Source organism: Aquibium pacificum (assembly GCF_040839445.1).
Classification (GTDB): Bacteria; Pseudomonadota; Alphaproteobacteria; order Rhizobiales; family Rhizobiaceae; genus Aquibium; species Aquibium pacificus.
Genome location: NZ_JBDPGJ010000002.1, coordinates 1,192,688 through 1,216,903, shown reverse-complemented (window position 1 = coordinate 1,216,903; position 24,216 = coordinate 1,192,688). Strand labels below are relative to the sequence as shown.

The 24,216-nt window shown below is 66.4% G+C and carries 27 protein-coding genes and 1 tRNA gene; 15 read left to right on the top strand and 13 right to left on the bottom strand.

Features of this window, described 5'->3' with window-relative positions; all coding sequences use genetic code 11:
- Positions 1-17 precede the first annotated feature (17 nt).
- Positions 18-890 carry a methyltransferase domain-containing protein gene (locus ABGN05_RS12370; protein WP_367954304.1) on the top strand — a complete coding sequence of 291 codons (873 nt, stop codon included), beginning with the start codon at positions 18-20 and terminating at the stop codon, positions 888-890.
- An 8-nt stretch (positions 891-898) separates the two neighbouring features.
- On the opposite strand, the gene ABGN05_RS12365 is transcribed toward ABGN05_RS12370, so the two are convergent.
- The 6 genes from ABGN05_RS12365 to ABGN05_RS12340 all read right to left on the bottom strand — a co-directional run bounded on the left by ABGN05_RS12365 (position 899) and on the right by ABGN05_RS12340 (position 5,002).
- Positions 899-1,072, bottom strand: coding sequence for a Flp family type IVb pilin (locus ABGN05_RS12365; RefSeq protein WP_367954303.1), 174 nt, complete (start codon positions 1,070-1,072; stop codon positions 899-901).
- 97 nt (positions 1,073-1,169) lie between these two features.
- The gene (locus ABGN05_RS12360; RefSeq protein WP_367954302.1) at positions 1,170-1,478 is read right to left on the bottom strand and encodes a hypothetical protein; all 309 of its coding nucleotides are present in this window, start codon (positions 1,476-1,478) and stop codon (positions 1,170-1,172) included.
- Between the two features lie 150 nt (positions 1,479-1,628).
- On the bottom strand, positions 1,629-2,039 hold the full coding sequence (locus ABGN05_RS12355) for a (deoxy)nucleoside triphosphate pyrophosphohydrolase (protein WP_367954301.1): 411 nt from the start codon (positions 2,037-2,039) through the stop codon (positions 1,629-1,631).
- 4 nt (positions 2,040-2,043) lie between these two features.
- On the bottom strand, positions 2,044-2,799 hold the full coding sequence (locus ABGN05_RS12350; RefSeq protein ID WP_367954300.1) for a GNAT family N-acetyltransferase: 756 nt from the start codon (positions 2,797-2,799) through the stop codon (positions 2,044-2,046).
- Between the two features lie 35 nt (positions 2,800-2,834).
- A complete protein-coding gene (argJ, locus tag ABGN05_RS12345; protein ID WP_367954299.1) occupies positions 2,835-4,076 on the bottom strand; it encodes a bifunctional glutamate N-acetyltransferase/amino-acid acetyltransferase ArgJ in 1,242 nt (413 codons plus the stop codon).
- Between the two features lie 32 nt (positions 4,077-4,108).
- A complete protein-coding gene (locus ABGN05_RS12340; RefSeq protein ID WP_367954298.1) occupies positions 4,109-5,002 on the bottom strand; it encodes a peptidylprolyl isomerase in 894 nt (297 codons plus the stop codon).
- A gap of 245 nt (positions 5,003-5,247) precedes the next feature.
- Here ABGN05_RS12340 and secA point away from each other — a divergent pair, with 245 nt between their 5' ends.
- The 3 genes from secA (at position 5,248) to ABGN05_RS12325 (ending at position 10,813) form a co-directional block, all read left to right on the top strand.
- Positions 5,248-7,983: a preprotein translocase subunit SecA gene (secA, locus tag ABGN05_RS12335; RefSeq protein WP_367954297.1), complete on the top strand. Its 2,736-nt coding sequence runs from the start codon at positions 5,248-5,250 to the stop codon at positions 7,981-7,983.
- Between the two features lie 135 nt (positions 7,984-8,118).
- Positions 8,119-9,528, top strand: coding sequence for a lipopolysaccharide biosynthesis protein (locus tag ABGN05_RS12330; protein ID WP_367954296.1), 1,410 nt, complete (start codon positions 8,119-8,121; stop codon positions 9,526-9,528).
- A gap of 1 nt (position 9,529) precedes the next feature.
- Positions 9,530-10,813, top strand: a complete 1,284-nt coding sequence (locus tag ABGN05_RS12325; RefSeq protein ID WP_367954295.1) for a GNAT family N-acetyltransferase — start codon at positions 9,530-9,532, stop codon at positions 10,811-10,813.
- A gap of 5 nt (positions 10,814-10,818) precedes the next feature.
- Here ABGN05_RS12325 and ABGN05_RS12320 read toward each other — a convergent pair whose 3' ends face one another.
- Positions 10,819-12,453 carry an AMP-binding protein gene (locus ABGN05_RS12320; protein WP_367954294.1) on the bottom strand — a complete coding sequence of 545 codons (1,635 nt, stop codon included), beginning with the start codon at positions 12,451-12,453 and terminating at the stop codon, positions 10,819-10,821.
- Positions 12,454-12,484: 31 nt separating this feature from the next.
- Positions 12,485-12,569, bottom strand: a tRNA-Leu gene (locus ABGN05_RS12315).
- Between the two features lie 164 nt (positions 12,570-12,733).
- On the opposite strand from ABGN05_RS12315, the gene ABGN05_RS12310 reads away from it, so the two are divergent.
- Both ABGN05_RS12310 and ABGN05_RS12305 read left to right on the top strand, forming a co-directional pair.
- Positions 12,734-13,315 (top strand): YqaA family protein, encoded by a 582-nt coding sequence (locus ABGN05_RS12310; RefSeq protein ID WP_367954293.1) that lies wholly within the window; start codon positions 12,734-12,736, stop codon positions 13,313-13,315.
- 7 nt (positions 13,316-13,322) lie between these two features.
- Positions 13,323-13,835, top strand: coding sequence for a disulfide bond formation protein B (locus ABGN05_RS12305; RefSeq protein WP_367954292.1), 513 nt, complete (start codon positions 13,323-13,325; stop codon positions 13,833-13,835).
- 24 nt (positions 13,836-13,859) lie between these two features.
- Here the strand turns inward: ABGN05_RS12305 and ABGN05_RS12300 are convergent, their stop codons facing one another.
- Together ABGN05_RS12300 and ABGN05_RS12295 are read right to left on the bottom strand one after the other, a co-directional pair.
- The gene (locus ABGN05_RS12300) at positions 13,860-14,417 is read right to left on the bottom strand and encodes an HNH endonuclease (protein ID WP_367954374.1); all 558 of its coding nucleotides are present in this window, start codon (positions 14,415-14,417) and stop codon (positions 13,860-13,862) included.
- A gap of 115 nt (positions 14,418-14,532) precedes the next feature.
- The gene (locus tag ABGN05_RS12295; protein ID WP_367954291.1) at positions 14,533-15,201 is read right to left on the bottom strand and encodes a DNA-3-methyladenine glycosylase family protein; all 669 of its coding nucleotides are present in this window, start codon (positions 15,199-15,201) and stop codon (positions 14,533-14,535) included.
- A 69-nt stretch (positions 15,202-15,270) separates the two neighbouring features.
- Between ABGN05_RS12295 and gluQRS the strand changes: the two genes are divergently transcribed.
- Positions 15,271-16,143: a tRNA glutamyl-Q(34) synthetase GluQRS gene (gene gluQRS / locus ABGN05_RS12290; protein ID WP_367954290.1), complete on the top strand. Its 873-nt coding sequence runs from the start codon at positions 15,271-15,273 to the stop codon at positions 16,141-16,143.
- A 5-nt stretch (positions 16,144-16,148) separates the two neighbouring features.
- Here gluQRS and ABGN05_RS12285 read toward each other — a convergent pair whose 3' ends face one another.
- Positions 16,149-16,436 (bottom strand): hypothetical protein, encoded by a 288-nt coding sequence (locus tag ABGN05_RS12285; protein ID WP_367954289.1) that lies wholly within the window; start codon positions 16,434-16,436, stop codon positions 16,149-16,151.
- Positions 16,437-16,555: 119 nt separating this feature from the next.
- On the opposite strand from ABGN05_RS12285, the gene ABGN05_RS12280 reads away from it, so the two are divergent.
- Positions 16,556-17,443 carry a DMT family transporter gene (locus ABGN05_RS12280; protein ID WP_367954288.1) on the top strand — a complete coding sequence of 296 codons (888 nt, stop codon included), beginning with the start codon at positions 16,556-16,558 and terminating at the stop codon, positions 17,441-17,443.
- On the opposite strand, the gene ABGN05_RS12275 is transcribed toward ABGN05_RS12280, so the two are convergent.
- The gene (locus tag ABGN05_RS12275) at positions 17,410-18,261 is read right to left on the bottom strand and encodes a YihY/virulence factor BrkB family protein (protein WP_367954287.1); all 852 of its coding nucleotides are present in this window, start codon (positions 18,259-18,261) and stop codon (positions 17,410-17,412) included. The two genes, ABGN05_RS12280 and ABGN05_RS12275, sit on opposite strands and share 34 nt — an antisense overlap.
- 88 nt (positions 18,262-18,349) lie before the next feature.
- Between ABGN05_RS12275 and ABGN05_RS12270 the strand changes: the two genes are divergently transcribed.
- Genes ABGN05_RS12270 through ABGN05_RS12255 form a run of 4 tightly spaced genes read left to right on the top strand, consistent with a single transcriptional unit; the run spans position 18,350 to position 20,809 of the window.
- Positions 18,350-19,183, top strand: a complete 834-nt coding sequence (locus tag ABGN05_RS12270; protein WP_367954286.1) for an SDR family oxidoreductase — start codon at positions 18,350-18,352, stop codon at positions 19,181-19,183.
- Positions 19,184-19,228: 45 nt separating this feature from the next.
- Positions 19,229-19,429 (top strand): twin transmembrane helix small protein, encoded by a 201-nt coding sequence (locus ABGN05_RS12265; protein ID WP_367954285.1) that lies wholly within the window; start codon positions 19,229-19,231, stop codon positions 19,427-19,429.
- A gap of 12 nt (positions 19,430-19,441) precedes the next feature.
- Entirely contained in the window at positions 19,442-20,023 is a 582-nt protein-coding gene (locus tag ABGN05_RS12260; protein ID WP_367954284.1) for a cob(I)yrinic acid a,c-diamide adenosyltransferase, read from the top strand.
- Positions 20,024-20,044: 21 nt separating this feature from the next.
- On the top strand, positions 20,045-20,809 hold the full coding sequence (locus ABGN05_RS12255) for a rhomboid family intramembrane serine protease (RefSeq protein ID WP_367954283.1): 765 nt from the start codon (positions 20,045-20,047) through the stop codon (positions 20,807-20,809).
- 127 nt (positions 20,810-20,936) lie between these two features.
- Here ABGN05_RS12255 and ABGN05_RS12250 read toward each other — a convergent pair whose 3' ends face one another.
- On the bottom strand, positions 20,937-21,239 hold the full coding sequence (locus ABGN05_RS12250; protein WP_367954282.1) for a hypothetical protein: 303 nt from the start codon (positions 21,237-21,239) through the stop codon (positions 20,937-20,939).
- Positions 21,240-21,498: 259 nt separating this feature from the next.
- On the opposite strand from ABGN05_RS12250, the gene ABGN05_RS12245 reads away from it, so the two are divergent.
- The 3 genes from ABGN05_RS12245 (at position 21,499) to ABGN05_RS12235 (ending at position 24,193) form a co-directional block, all read left to right on the top strand.
- Entirely contained in the window at positions 21,499-22,149 is a 651-nt protein-coding gene (locus ABGN05_RS12245) for a hypothetical protein (protein ID WP_367954281.1), read from the top strand.
- Between the two features lie 337 nt (positions 22,150-22,486).
- Positions 22,487-23,236: an electron transfer flavoprotein subunit beta/FixA family protein gene (locus ABGN05_RS12240; RefSeq protein WP_367954280.1), complete on the top strand. Its 750-nt coding sequence runs from the start codon at positions 22,487-22,489 to the stop codon at positions 23,234-23,236.
- A 27-nt stretch (positions 23,237-23,263) separates the two neighbouring features.
- Positions 23,264-24,193 (top strand): electron transfer flavoprotein subunit alpha/FixB family protein, encoded by a 930-nt coding sequence (locus ABGN05_RS12235; RefSeq protein WP_367954279.1) that lies wholly within the window; start codon positions 23,264-23,266, stop codon positions 24,191-24,193.
- The last annotated feature ends 23 nt before the right edge of the window (positions 24,194-24,216 follow it).

Below are 24,216 nucleotides of genomic sequence, written 5' to 3'. Positions count from 1 at the left end.
AGGAGTGCGTAAAGGCGATGGAACTCATTTTCGAGCCCGAACTGGCCGTGCTTCGCAAGAAGCGCGCGCTTGCCATGCCCGTCGCGGGCGCCGACTTCCTGATGCGGCGCGCCGCCGAGGATCTTGGCGAGCGCCTGTCGGCGGTGGAGCGGAGCTTTGCCTTTGCGGCGGCAATCCACTGCGTGACGCCGCACGCCGCCGACGTGCTCGCGGCGTCGCCCAAGGTCGGAAAGGTCACGCGCGTCGAGGCCGACCCGGCGTTTCTGGACGGCGAGCAGGGCGTGATCGCTTCCGGCGATGCGCTCGGCCTGGCACCGGAAAGCCTCGATCTGGCGGTGTCTCTGCTGGCGCTCCACGAGGCCGACGACCTGCCGGGACAGCTCGTCCAGATCCGGCGCGCGCTGAAGCCCGACGGGCTGTTGCTGGCCTGCCTCGCGGGCGCCGGCACGCTTGCCGAGCTTCGGGAGAGCCTGCTGGCGGCCGAGACCGAACTGACCGGCGGCGCGAGCCCACGGGTCTTTCCGTTCGCCGACGTGCGCGACGTCGGGGCGCTGCTGCAACGGGCGGGCTTCGCGCTTCCGGTGGCCGACGTCGAGACAGTCACGGTTCGCTACGGGGACATGTTCGCGCTCATGCGCGATCTCAGGGACATGGGCGCAACGAACACGCTCGCCGGGCGCCTGCGGCAGCCGACGCGCCGGGCGGTGTTCCTGCGCGCCGCCGAGATCTATGCCGAACGGCATGGCGACCCCGATGGTCGGATTCGCGCCACCTTCTCGATCGTGTGGATGTCGGGATGGGCGCCACACGAGAGCCAGTCGCGACCGGCCAGGCGCGGCTCGGCGAACGTGTCGCTGGAACGGTTCCTCAACCGGGATACGCCCGGCTGAGCAGCCTGTCAGTTCAGGGTTTGCTGGACCGCCGAAGTGGGCTCGGAAAAGAGATACGCGATGGCATCCTGCACCTTGCCGATGCCGGCCACGATCGAAAGCGACAGCACGGCCGCGATCAAACCGTATTCGATCGCCGTCGCGCCGTCCTCGTCGTGCAAGAATGCCTTGAGCGTCCTCATCGTGCCTTCCTCGATCGCCTGTCCCGTATATTAGCGAGCGATCTGCTAGAAAACCTTAAGAGGCCTGGTTAACGGACGGTTCGCGACCGGCGGCGTCTCAGCGGCAGTCTCCCGACCGGCGGCCGTCCGTGTGGATGATGCAGACCGCATGAGGCGAACTCTGCAGGACGCTGCGGCGCATGGTGTAGATGTCCCTGTTGCCGATCGAGCCGGTGGTCATGGTATCGACGCCGCCCAGGCCGGCGCTGCGCTGCAGCTGCCTTTCGGCGATGGGAGCCACGATCAGCCCGACTGCGACGGCGGCGGAACCGAAGAGGAGCGCGATGCGGATCACGCCCATGCCCGCCGAATTCAGCCGCGACGCCTGGGTGACCTCCGGATATTCCCAGTCCTGATCCACGCGCATCCCGAAACTCCCCGCCTGAACGTGCCACGAAGCCATTGCCGACAGCCGCCATCCTGGCAGGGCGAGCTAAACGATCCATTAACGCTGTTTTCAAATGGCGCGCGGGAGGTCGAGGCGGAGTGATCGCCCCACCGGAAGGCCGACCGGGATCTACAAGAGGTCGATGAGGAAGGGGATCAACGGTTCGTCGGCCGGCGGCATCGGGTAGTCGCGCATGGCGCGCGGGCGCACCCATTTCAGTTTCTGGCCCTCCAGGCTTTGCGGCGTGCCCTCGAACTTCCGGCACACGAAGAGGGGCATCAGGAGGTGGAAGCTCTCATAGCCGTGGCTGGCGAAGGTGAGTGGGGCGAGGCACGCCTCGCGCGTGACGATGCCGAGTTCTTCCCTGAGTTCCCTCACGACCGTCTCCTCCGGCCGTTCCCCGGCTTCGACCTTGCCGCCGGGGAATTCCCACATGCCGGCGAGAGCCTTGCCTTCGGGCCGCTGCGCGAGAAGGACCCGCCCGTCGGCGTCGACCAGGGCGCAGGCGGCAACCAGGAGGATCGGGCGCTGCGCCGCCATGGCGTCAGGTTCCTGCCCGGCGGCGATAGTGGTAGCGGTAGGCTTCGCGAAAGCCGATCGACCGATAGAGCGCGGTTGCCGGGCCATTGTCCGCCTCGACCTGGAGCCAGGCCTCGCGCGCGCCGCGGAGCCGCGCCCATTTCAGCGCCGCGAGCACGATGCGCCGGCCGTGGCCGCCGCCGCGCGCCGCCTGCGCGGTCGCCACTTCGAACAGCCCGGCGAGATCGCCGTCGTGGACGCAGATGGCCGTCGCGACCGGCTTGCCCTCCGCCTCCATGACGAAGAGCCCGGTCTCGGGTTCGATCGATCCGATGAGTTCGGACAGGCCCGGCCGGTGCGCCGGCTTCATGCCGTGGACCTTGAGCGCCGCTCCGACGAACCGGCCGATGTCCTTGAGCGGTATCTGGTCGAGCACGTCTTCCAGCGCGGGGGCATCGAGCGGACAGCGCATGACGATGGAATCGGCGAAGGAGACCCAGCCTTCGCGGTCGAGATGGAGCGACAGGGTGTCGCCGGCGAGTGGCGATATCCGGAAAGTGACGGGACGCCCGTAGGCGTCGAACCGGCGCGCCGCCCTCTCGATGCGCTCGCCGATGTTCAGGCTGTCGGCGGGATCCAGCGGATTGACCGAGTTCAGTCTCTTGGCCGGCAGCCCGGCGGTCAGCCGGATAGCCCAGGTGCCGTCATACATGACCGACGAGGCCGGCCATGCGCGAAACCCGGCCGCCTCGTAGCGCCTTACGGTTGAAAGTTCCGGCATGCTGCCGCCGAGTCCCGTCCGCAACATCCGCCTCGTCAGCTTCGATAATCGCCGTTGATGGCGACATACTCCTTCGTCAGGTCGCAGGTCCAGACCGTCGCCTTGCCCTGCCCGATGCCGAGGTCGACGCCGATCCTGATCCGGTCGCCCTTCATGTATTCGGACACGGCCTCTTCCGAATAGGATGGATCGCGCTCGCCTTCATGGGCGACGCGGTGGTCGCCGAACGAGATCGACAGAAGGTCGCGCTCGGCCGGCTCGCCCGCCTTGCCGACCGCCATGACGACGCGTCCCCAGTTGGCGTCCTCGCCTGCGACGGCAGTCTTCACCAGCGGCGAGTTGGCGATCGACAGCGCGATGCGCTTTGCCGAACGCGACGACTTCGCGCCGCCGACGGCGATCTCGATCTCCTTGCGCGCGCCTTCCCCGTCCCGAACCACCTGCAGGGCGAGGTCCTTGAGAAGGCGGTTCAGCGCCCGTTTGAAGGGGACGAGTTCAGGATCGTCGAGCGCGGTGACCGACGGAGCGCCGCGCCGCGCCGCGGCCCCGGTCGCGAAGATCAGCAGAGTGTCGCTGGTCGAGGTGTCGCTGTCGACCGTCACCGCGTTGAAGCTGCGGTTGGCGCCGCGCGTCAAAAGGTCCTTCAGGACCGGCGCGGCGATCGGCGCGTCGGTGGCGACGAAGGAGAGCATGGTCGCCATGTCGGGCGCGATCATGCCGGCGCCCTTTGCGATCCCGTTGATAGTGACGTCCACCCCGCCCAGCGTCACCCTGGCGGTCGCGTATTTCGGATAGGTGTCGGTGGTCATGATCGCCTTGCCGGCATCCGCCCAGCGGTCCGGCGAGGCCTTGGCGGCGAGATCGGCGAGCATGTGCGAGAACTTGCCGGCGTCCAGCGGTTCTCCGATCACGCCCGTAGAGGCGAGGTAGACCTCGTCCTGCCCACATCCGGCCGCCGCCGCGGCGGCCTCGGCCGTCGCGGTCGTGGCCGCTCTGCCCTTCCTGCCGGTGAAGGCATTGGCGTTGCCGGAGTTGACCACGAGGATCCGTCCCTTGCCGCCCGGGAGGTTTTCCCGGCAGAGATCGACGGGGGCGGACGGACACTTCGAACGCGTGAGGACGCCGGCGACCGCGGTGCCCTCGTCGAAGGTCATGACGAGGAGATCGGTGCGGCCCTTGTACTTGATCCCGGCTTCCGCCGTGGCGATCCTGACGCCGTCGACCGGCGGCAGGGTGACGAATTTCTTCGGAGCGAGCGGCGAGACGGTGCTGGACATGGGGGTCGGTCTGTTCGGCGCTGGAGTGTCTGCTACTCGGTCGCGTCGATCTTTCCGACCGCCTCCTTGAGGGCGGGATCCTTGACGTCGATCTCGGCCGCCTCACGGGAGGCCTTCACCATCTCGAAATATTTCTCGCGGAACAACAGCGAACGGATCTGGTCCCTCACCTGCTCGAAGGCGGGCGGCTGCTGCGTGCGCTTGTCCTCCACCTTGATGACATGGAAGCCGAAGTCGGTCTCGACCGGCTCCTTCGAGTACTCCCCGACTTCCAGCGCGAAGGCAGCCTTCTCGAAGGCCGGCACCATCTGCCCGGGACCGAAATAGCCGAGATCGCCGCCCTGGGGCGCGGCGCCGTCGGTGGATTTCTCCTTGGCAATCGCCTCGAAGTCGCCGCCGGCCTCCAGTTGCTTGATGATCTCCTCGGCTTCCTCTTTGGTCTTGACGAGGATGTGCCTGGCGCGAATCTCGTTGCTCGGCGGGGTAGCCGCGACTTCCTGGTCGTAGCGCGCGCGGATCGTCTCGTCCGTCACCTCGGCGGCCACCTTCTGTTCGACGAAGGCGCTGTGCAGGGCGCGCTCGCGAAGGAACTCCATCCGCTGCTTGAACCCCTCGCTGTCTCCCAGGCCGGCATCGGCCGCCTGCTGGGCGAGGAGCCGTATCTCGATCACCGCGGAAAGCGCCGCCGCCCGCTTCTGCTCGGCTGGAAGCTGGGCGAACTGCTCGCCCAGATCATTCAGCGCCATCTGCAACTCGGCCTCTGTGACGTCGGCGCCATTGACGGTCGCGATCACCGTGGTACCGGACGGAGCCTCCTGCGCCGGCGCCGGGGTTTCCTGAGCCGCAGCACCGATCGGCGCGGACATGGACAGCCCCACGATCAATGCACATGCGGAGAGGATACGAAGATCAAAGGGCGCACGCATGAATTTTCTCCAGGTGGAAATGCCGAAGGCGCAGCCTCTCGCGCCCGAATGAGGCGAAAATAGGCGGCCCAAGCCGCTCGCGGTCAGCGTTGACATCGCTTTCGCCCCCTCTTATCTGTCCTTCGTCCCTGCGTCCAGAAGCGTTTCCGGACGCATTTTTGATTGTGGATCTGCCCTAAACCCCATACCAGGCAAGGTCCTGCCGGTTCCGGCCGGAAGAGGTTTCTGTTCGAAAGGACCAGCTGATGGTCAGTCTCGGTGCTCTCGCACGCAAGGTATTCGGCTCCTCCAACGATCGTCGGATCAAGGGACTTCGTCCCCGGGTCGAGGCGATCAATGCGCTGGAGGCGGAGATGACGGCGCTCTCCGACGGGGCGCTGAAGGCAAAGACCGCCGAGTTCCGTTCCCAGATCGCCGAGGGGCGGTCGCTCGACGATCTCCTGGTACCCGCATTCGCCGTCGCCCGCGAAGCGGCGCGGCGCGCGCTCGGCCTCAGGCCCTTCGACGTCCAGCTCATCGGTGGCATGGTGCTGCACGAAAGCGGCATCGCGGAGATGCGCACCGGCGAGGGCAAGACCCTGGTGGCAACGCTTCCGGTCTACCTGAACGCGCTCGAAGGCAAGGGCGTCCACGTCGTCACCGTCAACGACTATCTCGCCCGGCGCGACGCGGAGTGGATGGGCCGCGTCTATTCCTTCCTGGGCCTCACCACCGGCGTCATCGTGCACGGCATGTCGGACGAGCAGCGCAAGGCCGCCTATGGCTGCGACGTGACCTACGGCACCAACAACGAGCTCGGCTTCGACTATCTGCGCGACAACATGAAGTACGAGCGCGTCCAGATGGTCCAGCGCGGTCACAACTACGCGATCGTCGACGAGGTGGATTCGATCCTGATCGACGAGGCGCGCACGCCGCTGATCATCTCCGGCCCTCTCGAGGATCGTTCCGAACTCTACAACCAGATCGACATGTTCATTCCGCAGTTGAGCGAACAGGACTCCGAGATCGACGAGAAGCAGCGCACGGCGACCTTCACCGAGGAGGGAACCGAGAAGCTGGAGAACCTTTTGCGCGACGCCGGATTGCTCAAGGGCGCGTCCCTCTACGACATCGAGAACGTGGCGATCGTCCACCACGTCAACAACGCGCTGAAGGCGCACCGGCTGTTCCAGCGCGACAAGGACTACATCGTGCGCAACGGCGAGATCGTCATCATCGACGAATTCACCGGCCGCATGATGCCGGGCCGCCGCTACTCGGAGGGTCTGCACCAGGCCCTGGAGGCCAAGGAGCACGTCAAGGTCCAGCCCGAGAACCAGACGCTGGCCTCGATCACCTTCCAGAACTATTTCCGCATGTACAAGAAGCTGGCCGGCATGACCGGCACGGCGTCGACCGAAGCGGAGGAATTCGGCAACATCTACGGTCTCGGGGTCTCCGAAATCCCCACCAACCTTCCCGTCGCGCGCCTGGACGAGGACGACGAGGTCTACCGGACGGTCGAGGAGAAATTCCGCGCCATCGCCCGCGAGATCAAGGACGCCCATTCCAAGGGCCAGCCGATCCTGGTGGGCACCACGTCGATCGAGAAGTCCGAACTGCTCGCCGAGCGGCTGCGCAAGGACGGCGTGTCGTCCTTCGAGATCCTGAACGCCCGCCACCACGAGCGCGAGGCGCAGATCGTTGCCCAGGCCGGCAAGCCGGGCGCCATCACCATCGCCACCAACATGGCCGGCCGCGGCACCGACATCCAGCTGGGCGGCAACGCCGACATGCGCATCGCCCAGGAGCTGGCCGACATGCCGGAAGGCCCCGAGCGGGACGCGAAGGAGAAGGCGATCCGCGAGGACGTGCAGCGGCTGAAGGAGAAGGCGCTGGCCGCCGGCGGGCTCTACGTGCTGGCGACCGAGCGCCATGAATCGCGGCGCATCGACAACCAGCTTCGCGGCCGCTCCGGCCGCCAGGGCGACCCTGGCCGGTCGAAATTCTTCCTGTCGCTGCAGGACGATCTGATGCGCATCTTCGGCTCCGACCGCATGGACGGCATGCTGCAGAAGCTCGGCCTCAAGGAGGACGAGGCCATCATCCATCCCTGGATCAACAAGGCGCTGGAGAAGGCGCAGAAGAAGGTCGAGGCACGCAATTTCGACATCCGCAAGAACGTGCTCAAATATGACGACGTGATGAACGACCAGCGCAAGGTGGTGTTCGAGCAGCGCAAGGACCTGATGGACGGGGAGAACCTCTCCGAGACCGTCGGAGAGATGCGCCAGGACGTCATCGACGACCTCGTCGCCAAGCACATTCCCGAAAACGCCTATGCCGAGCAATGGGACGTCGCCGGCCTGAAGGAGGGCGTGCGCTCCTACCTCAACCTCGACCTGCCCGTCGACGAGTGGGCGCAGGAGGAAGGCATCGCCGACGAGGCGATCCGCGAGCGCATCACCGCCGCGGCCGACGCGGCGGCCAGCGACCGGGCGGAACGCTTCGGCGGCGACGTCATGACCTATGTCGAGAAATCGATCCTGCTGCAGACGCTCGACCATCTGTGGCGCGAGCACCTGGTCAACCTCGACCACCTGCGCTCGGTCGTCGGCTTCCGCGGCTATGCGCAGCGCGACCCGCTGAACGAGTACAAGTCGGAGGCCTTCGAGCTCTTCCAGGCGATGCTGGCCAACCTGCGCCAGGCGGTCACCGCCCAGCTGATGCGCGTCGAACTCGTGCGCGAGGCGGCCGACGCTCCGCCGCCGCAGGTGCCCCAGGGCGAAGGGCATCACACGGATGCGTCGACCGGCGAGGACGATTTCGCCGAGGGCGGCGACACGGCCCTGCTGGTGCGCCAGGAATCGAACCGCATCGTACCTGCCGAGCAGCGCGACCCCGCAGATCCCTCGACCTGGGGCAAGGTCGGCCGCAACGAGGCCTGCCCCTGCGGCTCCGGCAAGAAGTACAAGCACTGCCACGGCACTTTCGCCTGAGGCGGAAGGCCCGACGCTGAGACAACCCTGAGCCCGGCGCATCCGAGCGCCGCGCGGCAGGGTCCGCCGAACCGTTTCTTAAACTGTCTCTGGTACCGCTCGACCCTGCACTCGCGTGTTTGGAGTACGGGTAGCGTGCGTTTTTCCGCGGCAACGACGGCCGAAAGACTGCTGCCGGAGCGACTGGCTTCGGCGGTTCAGCCCTGGCTGAGCCGCGCCGACGCGCTGTTTCTGGCCGCCGACGAGCGCGGCGAGGCCGGCCGCATGTCGGTGATCGCCTTCGCCATCCGCATCGTCAACGCGGCCATCGCCTTCATCAGCCAGGTGCTCCTCGCGCGCTGGATGGGGTCTTTCGAATACGGCATCTTCGTCCTCGTATGGGTGACCATGGTCATCGTCGGGAACCTCGCCTGCTTCGGTTTCCACACGTCGGTGATCCGCTTCATACCGGAGTACCGGGAACGGAGCATGTGGGCGGAACTGCGTGGCATCCTGTTCGCCAGCCGGGTCTTCACCCTTCTGTCGTCGACGGCCGTCGCGGGCCTCGGAATGGCGGGACTCTGGTGGTTTTCCCCCATGCTGGAAAACTACTACGTCGTGCCGTTCTACCTCGGGCTGATCTGCCTGCCGATGATCACCCTGTCCGACACGCTGCAGGGCATCTCGCGCGCCAACGCCTGGGCGCTGTCGGCGCTCTCGCCGACCTATCTCGTCCGCCCGATCCTCATCCTCGTGTTCATGGCGGGAGCGCTCGCACTGGATTTCCCGCCCGAGGCGAAGACGGCGATCGCGGCGGCCATTCTCGCCACCTACACCACCACGCTGTGGCAGCTCGTGACCGTCTCCTCGCGCGCCGACCGGCGGGCGGAGCCCGGCCCGCGCCGCTATCTGCCGCGGGCATGGATCGCGGTCTCGATGCCGATCTTCCTCGTCGAGGGGTTCTTCTTCCTTTTGACGAATGCGGACGTGCTGATGGTCGGCCGCTTCATGGCTCCCGACGACGTCGCGGTCTACTACGCCGCGGTCAAGACCCTGGCGCTGGTGCACTTCGTCTATTTCGCGGTCAAGACCGGCGCCGCCCAGCGCTACGCCCGCATCTCGCACGGCAGCGGGGCGGCGGAACTGAGCGACTTCGCCCGCGAGACGGTGTCCTGGACCTTCTGGCCCTCGCTGTTCATGGCGGTAGTCGTGCTGGCGATCGGCGAGCCCATGCTGCGGCTCTTCGGGCCCGGCTTCGAGGCCGGCTACCCGCTGCTCTTCGTGCTGGTGATCGGCGTCGTCGCGCGCGCCGCGGTGGGGCCGGCGGAAAGCCTATTGACCATGACCGGCAACCAGACCATCTGCGCGCTCGTCTTCGCCGTGACGCTGGCGCTCAACATCGCCCTCAACTTCGCGCTCATACCCGCCTACGGCCTGTGGGGCGCAGCGATCGCCACGAGCCTTGCGATGGTCCTGGAAGCCTGCGCGCTCGCCCTCGTCGTTTGGAAGAAGCTCGGCATCGTCATGATGATATTCGTCCCAGTCCACCAGAACGGGAAGTCCTGACATGGCGGCGGTACCCATCCTGGAAGAAGCGAGCGGCAGCCCCTCGGGCGCGATGATCGCGAGCCTTGCCGGCATCACCACGCAGCCGGACGAGCAGGCCGCGGCGGAACTGACCGCGGCCGGCGGGGCGCACCGGCGCCTGGCGATCTATCCGGCTTCCGCCGGCTTCGATCTCGTCGAGGAACTCGACTTCCTGTGCGCGCGCACCGTCGAGCCGAACGTCTTCTTCAACCCGCGCTTCATGGCGCCCGCCATGCCGCGCCTCGAAGACCGGGAGGTGCGGCTCGCCGTCATCCGCGACGGAGACGCGCAGAAGAACCGGCTGCGCTTCCTGGCGCCGTTCTCGGTCGAGAAGCCGCCGATCCCGCTCGGCGTGCGCATCATGCGGACCTGGTCGAGCCCGTTCGGGCCGCTGGGGACGCCGCTGGTCGACCGCGACGACCCCGTCGGCGTGATCGACGACCTCTTGTCCATGCTGGCGCGGCCGCATCTCGGCCTGCCGAAGGTGCTGGTGGTGCCGGAAATCCGCACGGCCGGGCCGGTGGCGGGGCTGATCCGCACGGTGGCGATGAACCGCGACCTGCCGGTCATCGAGACGATGAAGATCGAGCGGCCGTTCCTGGAGAGCACGCTCGACGGCGAGGAGTACCTGAAGGCCTCGCTGAGACCGCACCACTACCGCGAGTTCCGCCGGTTGAAGCGCCGGCTGGGCGAAACCGGCCGCCTGGAATACCACGTCGCCCGGCAGCCGGAGGAGATCCGCCTGGCGACGGAGGAATTCCTGTCGCTCGAAGCCTCGGGCTGGAAGGGACGCGAGGGCACGGCGATGGTGATCGACCGCTTCCGCGCCGCCTTCGCGCGCGAGGCGATCCACCGCCTGTCGCAGCAGGATCTCTGCCGCGTCCACTCGCTCGTTCTCGACGGCCGCACGATCGCCAGCCTGATCGTCTTCATCGAGGCGGGACAGGCCTACACGTGGAAGACGGCTTATGACGAGACCTATTCGACCTACTCGCCCGGCGCGCTGCTGACGATCGAGTTGACGAAGAGCCATCTCGAGGATCCCAACATCGTCGCGACGGATTCCTGCGCCGTGCCGGACCATCCGGTGATGAGCCGGCTGTGGAGCGAGCGGCGCCAGATGGGGACGCTGGTGATCGGACTTACGCCGGGCTCCGACAAGCTCGCCCGGCAGGCGGCGGGGCAGTTGCACCTGCACAAGGAGACGCGCAACTTCGCGCGCCTCGTGCGCAACCGCATCAAGGGCCTGCTTTCGCGGCGCTGACCGGCTCAGGCCTCGGTTTCGCGCCGCGCGCGGTCGCGGAAGATACGGCGGATGACCTTGCCGGTCGTCGTCAGCGGCATGGAATCGACGAACGCGACCTCGCGCGGATATTCGTGCGCCGAAAGCCGTTCGCGCACCCAGGACTTGATCTCGTCCGCCAGCGCGGCGGATGGCTCCACCCCGTCCCTGAGCACGACATAGGCCTTGACGATCTCGGTTCTCACCGGATCGGGCTTGCCGACGGCGGCGGCGAGCGCCACGGCCGCGTGACCGGTCAGGCAATCCTCGATCTCGCCCGGACCGATGCGGTATCCGGCAGACGTGATGACGTCGTCGTCGCGCCCGAAGAAATGGACGTAGCCGTCCTCGTCGGCGACGCCCTGGTCCCCGGTCACCATCCAGTCGCCGATGAACTTCCTTTCGGTCGCCTCCGGGCTCTCCCAGTAGCCGAGGAACATCACCGGGTCGGGCCGCCTGACGGCGATCTGGCCGGGCGTTCCGGTCGCGACCGGCTGCCCATCCGCGTCGATCAGCGCCACGGCGTGGCCAGGCACCGGCTTGCCGGTCGCACCGGGACGGGTGACGCCGAGCGCCGCGCACGACCCGAGCACGAGATTGCACTCGGTCTGGCCGTACAATTCGTTCACCGTGATGCCGAGTTCGCCGCGTGCCCATTCCCAGGTCTCGCGCCCCAGCGCCTCGCCGGCGGAGGCGATCGTGCGAAGGCCTTTCGGGAAGCGGGCGGCGATGCCCGGCACGGCTTTCATCATCCTGAGCGCGGTGGGCGGGATGAAGGCGTTGCGGACTTTCATTCTGGCCATGAGGTCGCAGGCGGCGTCGGGATCGAACTTCTCCATGCGCGAGAAGACCACCGGGATGCCGAAAAAGAGCGCCGGCAGGAGGGCGTTCAGAAGCCCTCCCGCCCATGCCCAGTCGGCCGGCGTCCAGAACCGGTCCCCGGACTGCGGCAGGAACTCGTGCGCCATTTCCATGCCCGGCAGATGCCCGAGCAGCACCCGGTGGCCATGCAGGGCGCCCTTCGGCGGCCCGGTGGTGCCGGAGGTGAAGATCATCATCGCCGGGTCGTCGGGAGCGGTAACTTCCGGGGTGAAGGCGCGGGAGTGGTCGGCGATCAGCTTCTCGAAGCCGATCGCATCGCCGTCGCCGCCCTCGACGAGCACGATCGCCTCGAGCCCCGGCAGCCGCGCCTCGAGCGCGGAAAGCTTGGCACGACCGGACGCATTGGTGACGATGGCCGAGACGCCTGCGGTGACCAGGCGGTATTCCAGCGCCTCGACGCCGAAGAGCAGCGCCAGCGGCACGGCGATCGCGCCGAGCTTGTAGATCGCGACATGGCTGATCGCAGTCTCGAAGCCTTGCGGAAGCAACAGCGCAACCCGGTCGCCGCGGCGCACGCCGTGGGCTCTCAGCCCGTTGGCGAGCGCGTTCGACCGCTGCGACAGTTCTCCGAAGCTGAGCATGGCCGGTCCGCCCGCCGGCCGGTCCTCCATGAGTGCGATCCGCGCCGGCTCGCGCGCCGCCCAGACGTCGGACACGGCGACCCCGATGTTCAAGCGATCCGGGATCGACCAGCGGAAGTCGGAACAGAGGGCTTCGTAGCTGTCGCGTCGTTCGAGCATGAATGCGGCGCTGCCCTCATCGGCGCGAGAATGGTGCCCCTGGCCGGGATCGAACCAGCACTCCTTGCGGAACTCGATTTTGAGTCGAGCGCGTCTACCAATTCCGCCACAGGGGCACGCGGCGTCCGAAGGTCTCCGGACGGGTGCGGACTATACGGGCAGGCCCCGGCGCGTCAACCGACTTGACGCCTGCGAAGGCGGCGAAATGCGGGGCGGCGGATTGACCGTTGCGCGGCGGGCGCATTCCGGAATAGACAATCGCCGTCACGGGGAAACCTCCATGCTTCGCAGGCTCTACGACTGGACCATGTCGCTCGCCGCCACGCGGCACGCGGAAAAGGCGCTGGCGGGCGTTTCGTTCGTCGAGAGTTCCTTCTTCCCCATCCCGCCGGACGTGCTCCTGATCCCGATGGTGCTCGCCGAGCGGGCGAAGTGGATCCGCTATGCGCTGATCTGCACCGTGTCCTCCGTGATCGGCGCAATGCTCGGCTATCTCATCGGCGCATTCCTGTTCGACATCGTCGGCGAACCGATCCTGAAGCTCTACAATGCGGAGGAATCCTTCGCCCGCATGCAGGGGTGGTATGCGACCTGGGGCGGGTGGGGCGTGCTGTTCGCCGCGATCACGCCCTTCCCCTACAAGGTGCTGACGATCTTCTCCGGCTTCGTGGGAATGAACCTCGTCTCCTTCATCATCGTCTCGATCATCGGCCGCGGGCTGCGGTTCTTCCTCGTGTCGTGGCTGCTCTATCATTTCGGAGCGCCGATCCGCGCCTTCATCGAGAGGAACCTCGGCCTTCTTTTTACCCTCTTCATGGTGCTGCTCATCGGCGGATTCGTGTCCGTGAAGTACCTGTTCTGAGGATCGCATGAGCCTGACCGCACCCGCCGGCCGCCGCCAGACGCTGACCGCCGGCTTCCTCGCCATCGCCATGGCCGGCGTCGTCGGGTCGGCCCTGCTGTTCGAGCATGTCGGCGGCTACATCCCCTGCAAGCTCTGCCTGGAGCAGCGCCTGCCGTACTATGTCGGGGCACCGCTGATGCTGGTCGCCATGGCCGCGTCGGCCATGCGGATGCCGGGTATCGTGGTGCGCGGTCTCATCCTCGCCGGCGCGCTGCTGATGACCTGGGGGCTCTATCTGGGCGTCTACCACTCGGGCGTCGAATGGGCCTGGTGGGCCGGACCGACGGATTGCGGCGCGGTGAGCGGCGGCACGAACACCGGCGGCAACGGCGTTCTCGATGCGCTTAATACGGTCATCCCGCCCTCCTGCGACGAGGCGGCGCTGCGCATTCTCGGGCTTTCGCTGGCGGGCTGGAACGCGATCGCGGCCCTGGTGCTCGGCGCAATCGCCTACTGGGGCGCGCTGTCGAAGGCGTAGTCCTTCTTCGAATTCCCGGTTGGGTTACGGCTCCAGTTCCACGTCCCAGTAGAGATAGTCCATCCAGCTTTCGTGCAGGTAGTTGGGCGGGAACAGGCGGCCGTTGTTGTGCAGGTCGTGAACCGTGGGCGGGTAGGGTTTCTGCATCGGGAACATCCTGGCTTGCGCGGGCAGCATCCCGCCCTTCCTGAGGTTGCAGGGCGAGCAGGCCGCCACGACGTTTTCCCAGGTCGTCTCGCCGCCGCAGCGGCGCGGGATCACGTGGTCGAAGGTGAGGTCCTCGTGCGTGCCGCAGTACTGGCACTGGAAGCGGTCGCGCAGGAAGACGTTGAAGCGGGTGAAGGCCGGGTGGCGCGACGGCTTCACATAGGCCTTCAGGCAGACCACGCTCGGGAGCTTCATCGTGAACGACGGCGAGGAAACCGCGTGCTCATATTCGGCGACGATGTTGACCCGGTCGAGAAAGACCGCCTTGATGGCGTCCTGCCAGGACCAGAGCGACAACGGATAATAGCTGAGCGGACGATAGTCCGCGTTCAGGACGAGCGCAGGCAGGCTATCCGGCGAGACGGCAACCGTCACTTCCATCCACTCCTTTTCGCGAGAACCGAACGGCGCGGATACTGTAAGCGACAGATGTCAGGAATGTGAAGCATGCAAATCGTGGGGACTGCTGCAGGAGCGCCTTTTGATCCGGCTATTTTTCAATGACTTGAGCCGGAGCGGTGGCCGGAGCCCCTTCCCTGCCCTTCATTTCCCGATAATACGCCCAAAACAGGCGGGCCGCCACGCCCCTGTGCGGGCGCCATGATTCGGCGATGACCGACAGCGCTTTCGGGGCGGGACGCGGCGCGATTCCCAGCGCATGCCCGACCGCGCTCTGCAGCGCGACGTCGCCGGCGGGGAAGATGTCCGGGTGCCCGGAGGCGAACAGAAGGTAGATCTGTGCCGTCCACGGCCCCACGCCGTGCAGCGCGGTCATCCGGGCCATCGCTTCGCCGGCTTCGAGCCGGCAGACGTCGTCGAGATCGAAGCCCCGCTCCAGGATGGCCGCCGAGATCGCCCGCAGCGTCTTCTGCTTGGGACGCGACAGCCCGGCCGCGCGGAAGAGCTCGTCGCCGGCAGCAGAAAGCGTCCGCGGGGTCAGCGGATCGGCGAGCGCGACGAGGCGGCCCATGATGGCGTCGGCGCTCGCACGCGAGACCTGCTGCGACACGATGATGGAGACGAGGCTCGCGAAGCCGGGCTCGACGCGGCGCAGGGGCACCTCGCCGGCCCGGGCGCGCACGGGCACTAGGCGCGGATCGGCGAGGCAGAGCGCATCGAGCGCAGTCGCGACATGCTCCAGCGTTTCGATCGTCTGCATGGGTTTCCCTTTCGCAGCCATGAGACTAGCAATCGGCGCAGGTTCCTCCAATCTCCGGCGCGATCGCTGATGACAGTTCCGACATTCCGCTTCGCCCCCAGCCCCAACGGCGAACTGCATCTCGGGCACGCCTATTCCGCGCTCCTCAACGCCCGGATGGCTGGCGAGGCCGGAGGGTGGCTGCTCCTGCGCATCGAGGACATCGATACGGAGCGCTGCACGCCGGAATACGAGCGGGGCATCCGCACCGACCTCGCCTGGCTTGGGATCGAATCGGAGGAGCCGGTGCGGCGCCAATCGGAGCATTTCGACGACTACGGCGGAGCCCTGCAAAGGCTGATCGACGAGGAACTGGTCTATCCCGCCTTTATGAGCCGCGGCGAGGCGCGGACATGGATTGCCGATAATGGCACCGGGGAACCATGGCCGCGCGATCCGGACGGCGCGCCGCTCTACCCGCCGCGGGACAGGGAGCTTTCAACGGGCGAACGCCGGGCACGGATGGCGGCGGGCGAGGCGTTCTCGTGGCGGCTCGACATGGCGGCGGCGGCCGGATACGTCGCCGGCCGGATCGATTGGCGCGAGACGGGCGCCGGGCCGGACGGCGAGACCGGGCTCATCCAGGCGAAGCCGGAAGCCTGGGGCGACGTCGTGCTGGCGCGACGCGACACGCCCGCCAGCTACAATCTGTGCGTGGTGGTCGACGACGCGATCCAGGGCATCACCGACGTCGTGCGCGGGCGCGACCTCTTCCACGCGACGTCGGTCCACCGGCTACTCCAGGAACTGCTCGGCCTGCCGGTGCCGGTCTATCACCATCACGATCTCGTCATGGGAGACGACGGGCGCAAGCTTTCCAAGAGCCGCCGCGACACCGCGCTCCGCTCGCTGCGCGATGCGGGCGCAACGCCGGACGACATCCGGCGCATGGTCGGCCTGTGAGGAAGTCACAAGCGGCTGACAGCCGCCTTGAGGAGAAGGAGCGTCATCAGGATGATGAAGGCGCCGACCAGGCCGGCGAAGACCGCCTCCTGCAATTCGGAAAGCCGCACGCCATAGGCGTTGACACCGTAGATCGAGCCGAAGAACCCCCCCGTGACGATGCCCATGGTGCCGAATGGACCGAACCCGTCGCGTCCGATGATGGCATTGAGCCCGAGCGAAAAGATGAACGCGAGAACGGCGACGGCCGCAACCGCCAGGAACAACCACCAGGGGCTCAGATTCCAGATCATCACCTGTTCCTCGAACTCGCCAGCGCGCCTGCTGGCTCTCCGGAAACTCCAGCCTGGAGCCTAGCGCGCAAACCTTTCCTTTTGATTATGCGGCCCGCAATGATCGAGCGGAACGTCGAATGAACCTGTCGCGCATCGCGCCGGCCCTGTTCGTGGTCCTGTGGGCCACCGGATTCATCGGCGCGCGCTATGCCATGCCCTGGTCGGAACCCTTCTCCTTCCTCGCCGTGCGTTTCGCCATCGCCTTCCTGCTGCTTGCCGTCCTGCTGGTCTTCATCCGCGCCAGGCCGACCCGCCGGCGCGACCGGCTGCATGCCGCGTTCGCGGGCATGCTGATGCATGGCGTCTATCTTGGCGGGGTGTTCTGGGCGATCCGCCACGGCATGCCGGCCGGCCTGTCGGCGCTCATCGTGGCCCTGCAGCCGCTGATCACCGCGGTGGTTGCCGGGCTCTTCCTCGGCGAGCGCATCCTGCCCCGGCACTGGCTCGGCCTTGCGATCGGCTTTGCGGGCGTGGTGATCGTGCTCCTGCCGAAGCTCGGCGCGGTTGCCGGAGGGGTGACCGCCGCCACGCTGACCGCTTCGGTGATCTCGGTCGTCGGCATGAGCGCCGGTACCATCTGGCAGAAGCGCTTCGTCACCGGCGTCGATCTCGTGCCGGTGACCCTCTATCAGTATCTCGGCGCGACGCTTTTGATGGCGGCCGGATCGTTCACGCTGGAGACGCGCAGCTTCGTGCCGACGGGCGAACTGGCGCTCGCGCTGGCCTGGTCGGTGCTGGTGCTTTCGCTCGGCGCGATCTTCCTTCTGATGTACCTCATCCGCCACGGCGAGATGTCCAAGGTCGCCTCGCTGTTCTACCTCGTGCCGGCGGTGACGGCGCTGATGGCCTGGGCGCTGTTCTCGGAGGAACTCTCGGCCGTCCAGGTCGCCGGGATGGTCATCGCCACCCTCGGCGTGGCGCTGGCGACGGTTCAACTGCCGATGCGGGCTCGGGCCTCCCGGTAGCGTCGGATCGCGGCGTTGAGCTCGCCGCCAAGGATGAAGATCACCGAGACGATGTAGAGGAAGATCACCGCGATCATGATCGAGGCCAGTCCCGCATAGGTCGAGACATAGGTGGAGAACTGCTCGAGATAGGTCGCGAAGATGGTCGAGCCGGCAACCCAGCCGACGACAGTGAAGACGATCCCCGGGAGGATGTCGCGGATCCTCCGCCGGCCGGCGGGAAGCCAGAAATGGACGCAGACGAGGCCGATGACGATCACCGTCGAGGCGATGATGAACCGCCAGAGCGTGATCGTTCCCATGTAGGGTCCGAGCCATATGAACTGTTTCTCGGCAATCCGCGCCGCCAGGGGCGCGAGGACGAGCAGGATCGAGATGGCGAGGAACCCCATCGTGGCGATCAGCACGAAGGCGAAGCTCTGCAGGCGCCGGAAGATGAACGAACGCGATTCCGCGACGCGGTAGGCCCGGTTCAAGGAGACGCGCAGGGCCTCGATGCCGTTGGAGGCGAAGACGGCCGCGAAGATGACGCTGATGGTGAGGAAATCGCCGCGCTGTACGGTGAGCACGTTGGTGACCTCCCGCGCAATGGGCTCCGCGATCTCCCTCGGCCAGGTGTCGAAGACGAGGTGGACCGCGGTGTCGGCGAAGGCGTTCGCGCCGAGGAAGGAGGCGAGCGCCGTGGCGAAGATGAGGAATGGAAAAAGCGCGATGAGCGCGGAGAGCGCGAGGTGGCTCGCCATCGACCAGCCGTCGTCGGTGTCGAAATGGCCGAGAGCGTCGGCCAAGATCCGCCGGGTCGCGGCGATCTTGCGCATGTAACCTCCTTGCGGCTGCCATCTTCCGCCGACTATGTGAAGTTCAACCGCCAGCATGGCAAGTCGCTCCCTTGCCCCAGGAGAAAAGATGGCTCCCAGCCGAACGATCATCGTGACCGGCGCGTCTTCGGGGATAGGCGCATATTGCGCCCGGGCGCTGAAGCGGGACGGATGGCGCGTCTTCGCCACCGCGCGAAAGGCCGGCGACCTGCGGCAGCTGGAAGAGGACGGCATCGAAGCCTTCTATCTGGACTACCGCGAGGCGGAATCGATCGAAGCCCTGGTCGAAGCCGTGCTCGAGCGGACCGGCGGAACGCTCGACGCGCTCTACAACAACGGCGCGCACGCGCAGGCCGGCGCGGTCGAGGATCTGCCCATGCAGGCGCTGCGCGAGCAGTTCGAGGCCAACTTTTTCGGCTGGCACGACCTGACGCGGCGGATCGTGCCCGTCATGCGCCGGCAAGGCCATGGCCGCATCGTTCATTGCTCGTCGATCCTCGGGCTCGTGCCGGTGAAGTTCCGCGGCGCCTATGCCGCGTCGAAGCATGCGATCGAGGGGCTGATGCTGTGCCAGCGCGCGGAACTCGAGGGCAGCGGAATCCACGTCAGCCTGATCGAGCCCGGGCCGATCGAATCGCGGCTCGCCGCGACCGGGCTCGGCTGGTTCGAGACCCATATCGACGTCGAGAACTCGGCGCACCGCGAGGAATACCAGACCCAGCTCGCCCGCCTGAGGGCCGGCGGCTCGAAGTCGCGGTTCAAGCAGAAGCCCGACGCGGTCTACGCGGTGCTGAAGCATGCGCTGGACAGCCGCTCGCCCAGACCGCACTACGTGGTCACTACGCCGGCGCGGATCGGCGTGGTGTTGAAGCGGCTGCTTCCGGCGCGCCTTTTCTACCGCATGCTGACTTCGCAGGCCTGACGCCCTAAAACGTCTGCATCCTCCCTCCCAACCGGAAAGAACGCCATGTCCACCGTCTTCAACATCCTTGCCATCCTGGTGATGGTGGCCGTGGTGGTCGTCCTCGTGCGCGGCCTCGTCAACATGATGCGCGGCGGCTCCGGCAACACCTCCAACAAGCTGATGCAGGCACGCGTCTTCCTGCAGTTCATCGCCCTGGTGCTGATCATGCTGGCGCTCTGGTTCAGCCGCAGCGGCCAGGCCTGACGGGGGAACGGCATGGTCAAGCTCAACCGGATCTACACCCGCACCGGCGACGACGGGACCACAGGCCTGGTCCACGGCGCGCGCCGGCTGAAATCCGACCCACGCATCGAGGCTTTCGGCACGGTGGACGAGACCAACGCCTGCATCGGCCTGGCGCGCCTCCACACGGGTGCCGGCCATCCCGAGATCGACCGGATGCTGGCGCTGATCCAGAACGACCTGTTCGACCTCGGCGCCGACCTCGCCACGCCCGGCGACGACGCCTCGCGGGGCTACGAGCCCCTGCGGATCGTGCCGGCGCAGGTCGAGCGCATCGAGGCCGACATCGACCGCCTGAACGAGAACCTCAGCCCGCTGCGCTCCTTCGTCCTTCCCGGCGGATCGCCGGCGGCGGCGGCACTCCACCTCGCGCGCACGGTGGCGCGGCGAGCCGAACGCGCCATGGTGGCGGCGGCGAGGACCGACGGGGAGCCGATCGGCGCCGAGGCGCTGAAATACATCAACCGCGTGTCAGACTTCCTCTTCGTCGCCGCCCGCGCCGTCAATGGCAACGGATCGGACGACGTGTTATGGGTTCCGGGGGCAAATCGCTGATTCCGGGAGGGGCTTCGGGGAATGTTCATTCCGCTTCACGACGCGAACAACCTGAAGCACATCAAACTCCAGTACGTCACCTTCGGGCTGATCGCCGCCAACATCCTGGTCTTCCTGACCATGTCGATCGCGGGCGGTGGCGCTTCGCAGGCGGCCGCCTACGGCTTGGGGTACATCCCCGCCGTCGTCAACGACGTGGCGGAGCTGCCGGCGAACCTCGTGCTTCTGCCCGAGGGCTTCACCTACGTCACCTATTCGTTCCTGCACGCCGACCTGATCCATCTCGGCGGCAACATGCTGTTTCTCTGGGTATTCGGCGACAACGTCGAGGACGCGCTCGGGCACTTCCGCTTCCTGCTCTTCTACTTCGGCTGCGCGGCGGCGGGAGCAGCGCTGCACGGGGCGATCGATCCCGGCTCCGGCATCCCGCTGATCGGCGCCTCGGGCGCGATCGCCGGCATCGTCGCGGCCTACCTCATCCTCCATCCCAAGGTGAAGGTGTGGGTGCTGGCCTTCGGCCGCATACCGCTCAGGATACCGGCATTCATCCCGCTCGTCCTGTGGGTGGGGTTCCAGGTGCTCATGCTGGGCGCGGGCGACGACAGCGGGATCTCGTGGGCGACCCATGTGGGCGGCATCCTCGCCGGCGCCGTCCTGATCCTCGTCATGCGCCGGTCCGGCGTGCCGCTGTTCGACCGCTCGATCGTGACGCCGGCAGCGGTGGAGACGCAGGCGGAGGCAGCGCCGGCGGTGCGATCGGGGAAGGTGCCGCGCTGGGGGCGGTGAGGTCTTCGAACAGGTCCGGTTCCCGTAGAGGGCATTTGCGCCCTCCGGGCGGGCTCACCCGGCTCGCGATGACCGAGGAAACGTCTCGCGCTCGTCGGGATCGACCCGATCGGGATGTCACGAAAAGCTATCGCGCCGTCCATTTCCCCGTGCCGTTGTGACATTGCACGTTTCCCGAAGAGGCGAATTTGCACCAGCCGCCGGGTGTCTTGATCGAGATCATGCTTTTCGTGTGCCCGGTGACGGGCCTGTCCTTCAGCATGTTCTTCTTTTCGTTGTAGCGAAGCCGGAAAGTCTGGCCTTTCAGATTGCCGGTCGAGAACGATGCGACCACCGTCTGGCCGTCGCGCAGAAGGGGGCCAGCCATCGCAGGCGCCGAGCCGAAAGCAGTGGCGGTGACCAGAACGAGCGCAGGTAGAACTCTTGTCATCAGACTCCCTTTCGATGTGGTTCCGGCCCGGAGAGTGGATCGACGGTGCTGTCCTGTCACTACCAAGCGGCTTCAGAAAGCAGGAAAACGCGGAAAAAGTTCGGTAAAAGCATAGAATATCCAGACAGATAGGATAAAATCGCTTGTAGGGCGATACGGGGAGGGGAAAGCATTGGAGAGGAGGAAAGCGTGGGCTGGCCACCATCAATGGCATGATCTCCTGGATGCAATCTGCGTCGAGGAAGGTCATGATGACAACATGGCGCTGGCCAACGAACTAAGCGCGGCCTCGGGCAACCGGAGCGGCGAGGCGTTCGAAGCGGCACTGAAAAATCTTCGCAACTGGCGAAGCGGAACTCACCTGCCCCAACGACGCAACTTCATCCTTCTGACGAAGGTGCTGCGTATCGATTCCGACGAAGGTTTGAAAAAGCACTGGACCCATCTCTACGGAGAAGCGCAGCGGGATGCGAGCCGCGGACCCATTCGCGCCAGGACGGACCCGTCAGCGAGCAGTCTGCCGGCTGCGCCGATGCTTGCCACGATCGCGGTACCACTGCTGATCGTCGGCGCAGGCCTCGTCTTCATCATGGGATTTGACGTTTCAACGCAAGACCGGCCACCGGCGGATGTCGAATACCGCAAGGCCGTATCGTTGAAAGCCGGCGAGTCCATCGTCGTTCACGGGGCGCGGGGCAAATGCGGCGAGGATCCGCCCGATTGGGAGAAGGTGCTTTCCAAGTTGCCGGAACTGGAGATCGGTCATTGGTCGGAAGGCGATGTCGGCACGCGCTACAGCCGCAAGTGTGGCGGCCCGACACCTGCACGGGGCATCGTGCTGAATGCGACTAAATCCGGCCAGGCGGAAGTTACGCTTTTCGGCGATCCAGTTAAGATCGAAGTCAACTAAGGCGATGTGTTATGGTGCTGACATTCGGACCGTCGAACGAGGGAGCGGCGACCAGATCGGCATCCAATCCGTGCAGACCTGGTCAGATTTCCAGAAAAGCTAATCGGTATACAGCTCCGCTACCGAGCCGGTGCTGAGCTACAGCCGCATACCGCAAAAAGGATACCGGAACGCCTCCCCGTATTGACGTAAACGTCAATACTCCATAGGTTCCGCCGCGCCTTCGCAGGGCCGCACGGCTGGTATTCGGGGGCGAATGTCGGGTTCGGGCTAGCGGGCGCGGCGGTGGCGGTGCTAAACGCCGCCAGATACTTTTTGCGAGAGAGGTTCGACGCCGATGAAAGTACTTGTCCCCGTGAAGCGGGTGGTTGATTACAACGTCAAGATCCGCGTCAAGTCGGACGGTTCGGGCGTCGAGCTGGCCAACGTCAAGATGTCGATGAACCCGTTCGACGAGATCGCCGTGGAAGAGGCGATCCGGCTGCGCGAGGCGGGCAAGGTCGACGAAATCATCGCCGTCTCCGTCGGCCCGCAGCAGGCGCAGGAGACGATCCGCACCGCGCTCGCCATGGGCGCCGACCGCGGCATCCTGATCAAGGTGGACGGTATCGTCGAGCCGCTGACCGTAGCCAAGCTCCTGAAGGGCGTGGTCGAGGCCGAGGGTCCCGAACTCGTCATCCTGGGCAAGCAGGCGATCGACGACGACGCCAACCAGACCGGCCAGATGCTGGCGGCGCTGCTCGGCTGGAGCCAGGGCACCTTCGCCTCCAAGCTGGAGCTCGACGGCGACAAGGCCAAGGTGACGCGCGAGATCGACGGCGGCCTGCAGGTCATCGAACTGAAGATGCCGGCGATCGTGACGACCGACCTGCGCCTCAACCAGCCGCGCTACGCCTCGCTGCCCAACATCATGAAGGCCAAGAAGAAGCCGCTCGACGAGAAGAGCCCCGCCGATTACGGCGTCGACGTGGCGCCGCGGCTCAAGGTGCTGAAGACCGAGGAGCCGGGCGGCCGCAAGGCGGGCGTCAAGGTCAAGACCGTGGCCGAACTGGTCGACAAGCTCAAGAACGAAGCCGGCGTGCTTTGATTTCGGTGCCAGGAAAGGAATAGAACAATGGCCATTCTCCTCGTCGCCGAACACGACAACGAAACCGTCTCCGACCAGACCGCCAAGGCGCTCTCCGCCGCGCTGAAGATGGGCTCGGAGGTCGACATCCTCATCGCCGGCAAGGGCGCCAAGGGCGCGGCCGACGCCGCGGCGAAGCTCCAGGGCGCCTCCAAGGTACTGCTGGCTGAAGCCGAGGAACTCGCCGAGCGCCTCGCCGAACCGCTGGCGGCGCTGGTGGTATCGCTCGCCGGCAAGTACGACGCGCTGGTCGCGCCCTCCACCACCATGGGCAAGAACGTCATGCCGCGGGTCGCCGCGCTTCTCGACGTCATGCAGGTGTCAGACGTGATCGAGGTCGTGTCGGCCGACACGTTCAAGCGCCCGATCTACGCCGGCAACGCCATCCAGACCGTCCAGGCGACCGATGCGAAGAAGGTGATCACCGTGCGCACGGCTACCTTCCAGGCGGCGGGCGAAGGCGGCTCTGCCGCCGTCGAGAGCATCGAGGCGGCAGGCAATCCCGGCCTCTCGTCCTTCGTCGAGAACAAGATCGCCCACACCGACCGTCCCGAACTGACCTCGGCCCGGATCATCATCTCGGGCGGCCGTGCGCTCGGCTCCTCGGAGAAGTTCCAGGAGGTGATCACGCCGGTGGCCGACAAGCTGGGTGCTGCGATCGGCGCAAGCCGCGCGGCCGTCGACGCGGGCTACGCCCCCAACGACTGGCAGGTCGGCCAGACCGGCAAGGTGGTCGCGCCCGACCTCTACATCGCCTGCGGCATCTCCGGCGCCATCCAGCACCTGGCCGGCATGAAGGATTCCAAGATCATCGTCGCCATCAACAAGGACGAGGAGGCGCCGATCTTCCAGGTGGCCGACTACGGCCTCGTCGGCGACCTGTTCCAGATCCTGCCGGAACTCGAAAAGGCGCTTTGACGTCAGTCGCGCGCAAAGCTTAG

Bases quoted from the DNA above. Each gene is read 5' to 3' on its own strand.
- ABGN05_RS12235 (WP_367954279.1), top strand. From the start codon at position 23,264: ATGGCCATTCTCCTCGTCGCCGAACACGACAACGAAACCGTCTCCGAC.
- gluQRS (WP_367954290.1), top strand. From the start codon at position 15,271: ATGACAGTTCCGACATTCCGCTTCGCCCCCAGCCCCAACGGCGAACTG.
- ABGN05_RS12365 (WP_367954303.1), bottom strand. From the start codon at position 1,072: ATGAGGACGCTCAAGGCATTCTTGCACGACGAGGACGGCGCGACGGCG.
- ABGN05_RS12250 (WP_367954282.1), bottom strand. From the start codon at position 21,239: ATGACAAGAGTTCTACCTGCGCTCGTTCTGGTCACCGCCACTGCTTTC.
- ABGN05_RS12320 (WP_367954294.1), bottom strand. From the start codon at position 12,453: ATGCTCGAACGACGCGACAGCTACGAAGCCCTCTGTTCCGACTTCCGC.
- ABGN05_RS12270 (WP_367954286.1), top strand. From the start codon at position 18,350: ATGGCTCCCAGCCGAACGATCATCGTGACCGGCGCGTCTTCGGGGATA.
- ABGN05_RS12275 (WP_367954287.1), bottom strand. From the start codon at position 18,261: ATGCGCAAGATCGCCGCGACCCGGCGGATCTTGGCCGACGCTCTCGGC.
- ABGN05_RS12355 (WP_367954301.1), bottom strand. From the start codon at position 2,039: ATGGCGGCGCAGCGCCCGATCCTCCTGGTTGCCGCCTGCGCCCTGGTC.
- ABGN05_RS12240 (WP_367954280.1), top strand. From the start codon at position 22,487: ATGAAAGTACTTGTCCCCGTGAAGCGGGTGGTTGATTACAACGTCAAG.
- ABGN05_RS12350 (WP_367954300.1), bottom strand. From the start codon at position 2,799: ATGCCGGAACTTTCAACCGTAAGGCGCTACGAGGCGGCCGGGTTTCGC.
- ABGN05_RS12305 (WP_367954292.1), top strand. From the start codon at position 13,323: ATGAGCCTGACCGCACCCGCCGGCCGCCGCCAGACGCTGACCGCCGGC.
- secA (WP_367954297.1), top strand. From the start codon at position 5,248: ATGGTCAGTCTCGGTGCTCTCGCACGCAAGGTATTCGGCTCCTCCAAC.
- ABGN05_RS12260 (WP_367954284.1), top strand. From the start codon at position 19,442: ATGGTCAAGCTCAACCGGATCTACACCCGCACCGGCGACGACGGGACC.
- ABGN05_RS12265 (WP_367954285.1), top strand. From the start codon at position 19,229: ATGTCCACCGTCTTCAACATCCTTGCCATCCTGGTGATGGTGGCCGTG.
- ABGN05_RS12340 (WP_367954298.1), bottom strand. From the start codon at position 5,002: ATGCGTGCGCCCTTTGATCTTCGTATCCTCTCCGCATGTGCATTGATC.
- ABGN05_RS12255 (WP_367954283.1), top strand. From the start codon at position 20,045: ATGTTCATTCCGCTTCACGACGCGAACAACCTGAAGCACATCAAACTC.
- ABGN05_RS12285 (WP_367954289.1), bottom strand. From the start codon at position 16,436: ATGATCTGGAATCTGAGCCCCTGGTGGTTGTTCCTGGCGGTTGCGGCC.
- ABGN05_RS12370 (WP_367954304.1), top strand. From the start codon at position 18: ATGGAACTCATTTTCGAGCCCGAACTGGCCGTGCTTCGCAAGAAGCGC.
- ABGN05_RS12325 (WP_367954295.1), top strand. From the start codon at position 9,530: ATGGCGGCGGTACCCATCCTGGAAGAAGCGAGCGGCAGCCCCTCGGGC.
- ABGN05_RS12245 (WP_367954281.1), top strand. From the start codon at position 21,499: ATGGCGCTGGCCAACGAACTAAGCGCGGCCTCGGGCAACCGGAGCGGC.
- ABGN05_RS12280 (WP_367954288.1), top strand. From the start codon at position 16,556: ATGAACCTGTCGCGCATCGCGCCGGCCCTGTTCGTGGTCCTGTGGGCC.
- ABGN05_RS12295 (WP_367954291.1), bottom strand. From the start codon at position 15,201: ATGCAGACGATCGAAACGCTGGAGCATGTCGCGACTGCGCTCGATGCG.
- argJ (WP_367954299.1), bottom strand. From the start codon at position 4,076: ATGTCCAGCACCGTCTCGCCGCTCGCTCCGAAGAAATTCGTCACCCTG.
- ABGN05_RS12360 (WP_367954302.1), bottom strand. From the start codon at position 1,478: ATGCGCGTGGATCAGGACTGGGAATATCCGGAGGTCACCCAGGCGTCG.
- ABGN05_RS12310 (WP_367954293.1), top strand. From the start codon at position 12,734: ATGCTTCGCAGGCTCTACGACTGGACCATGTCGCTCGCCGCCACGCGG.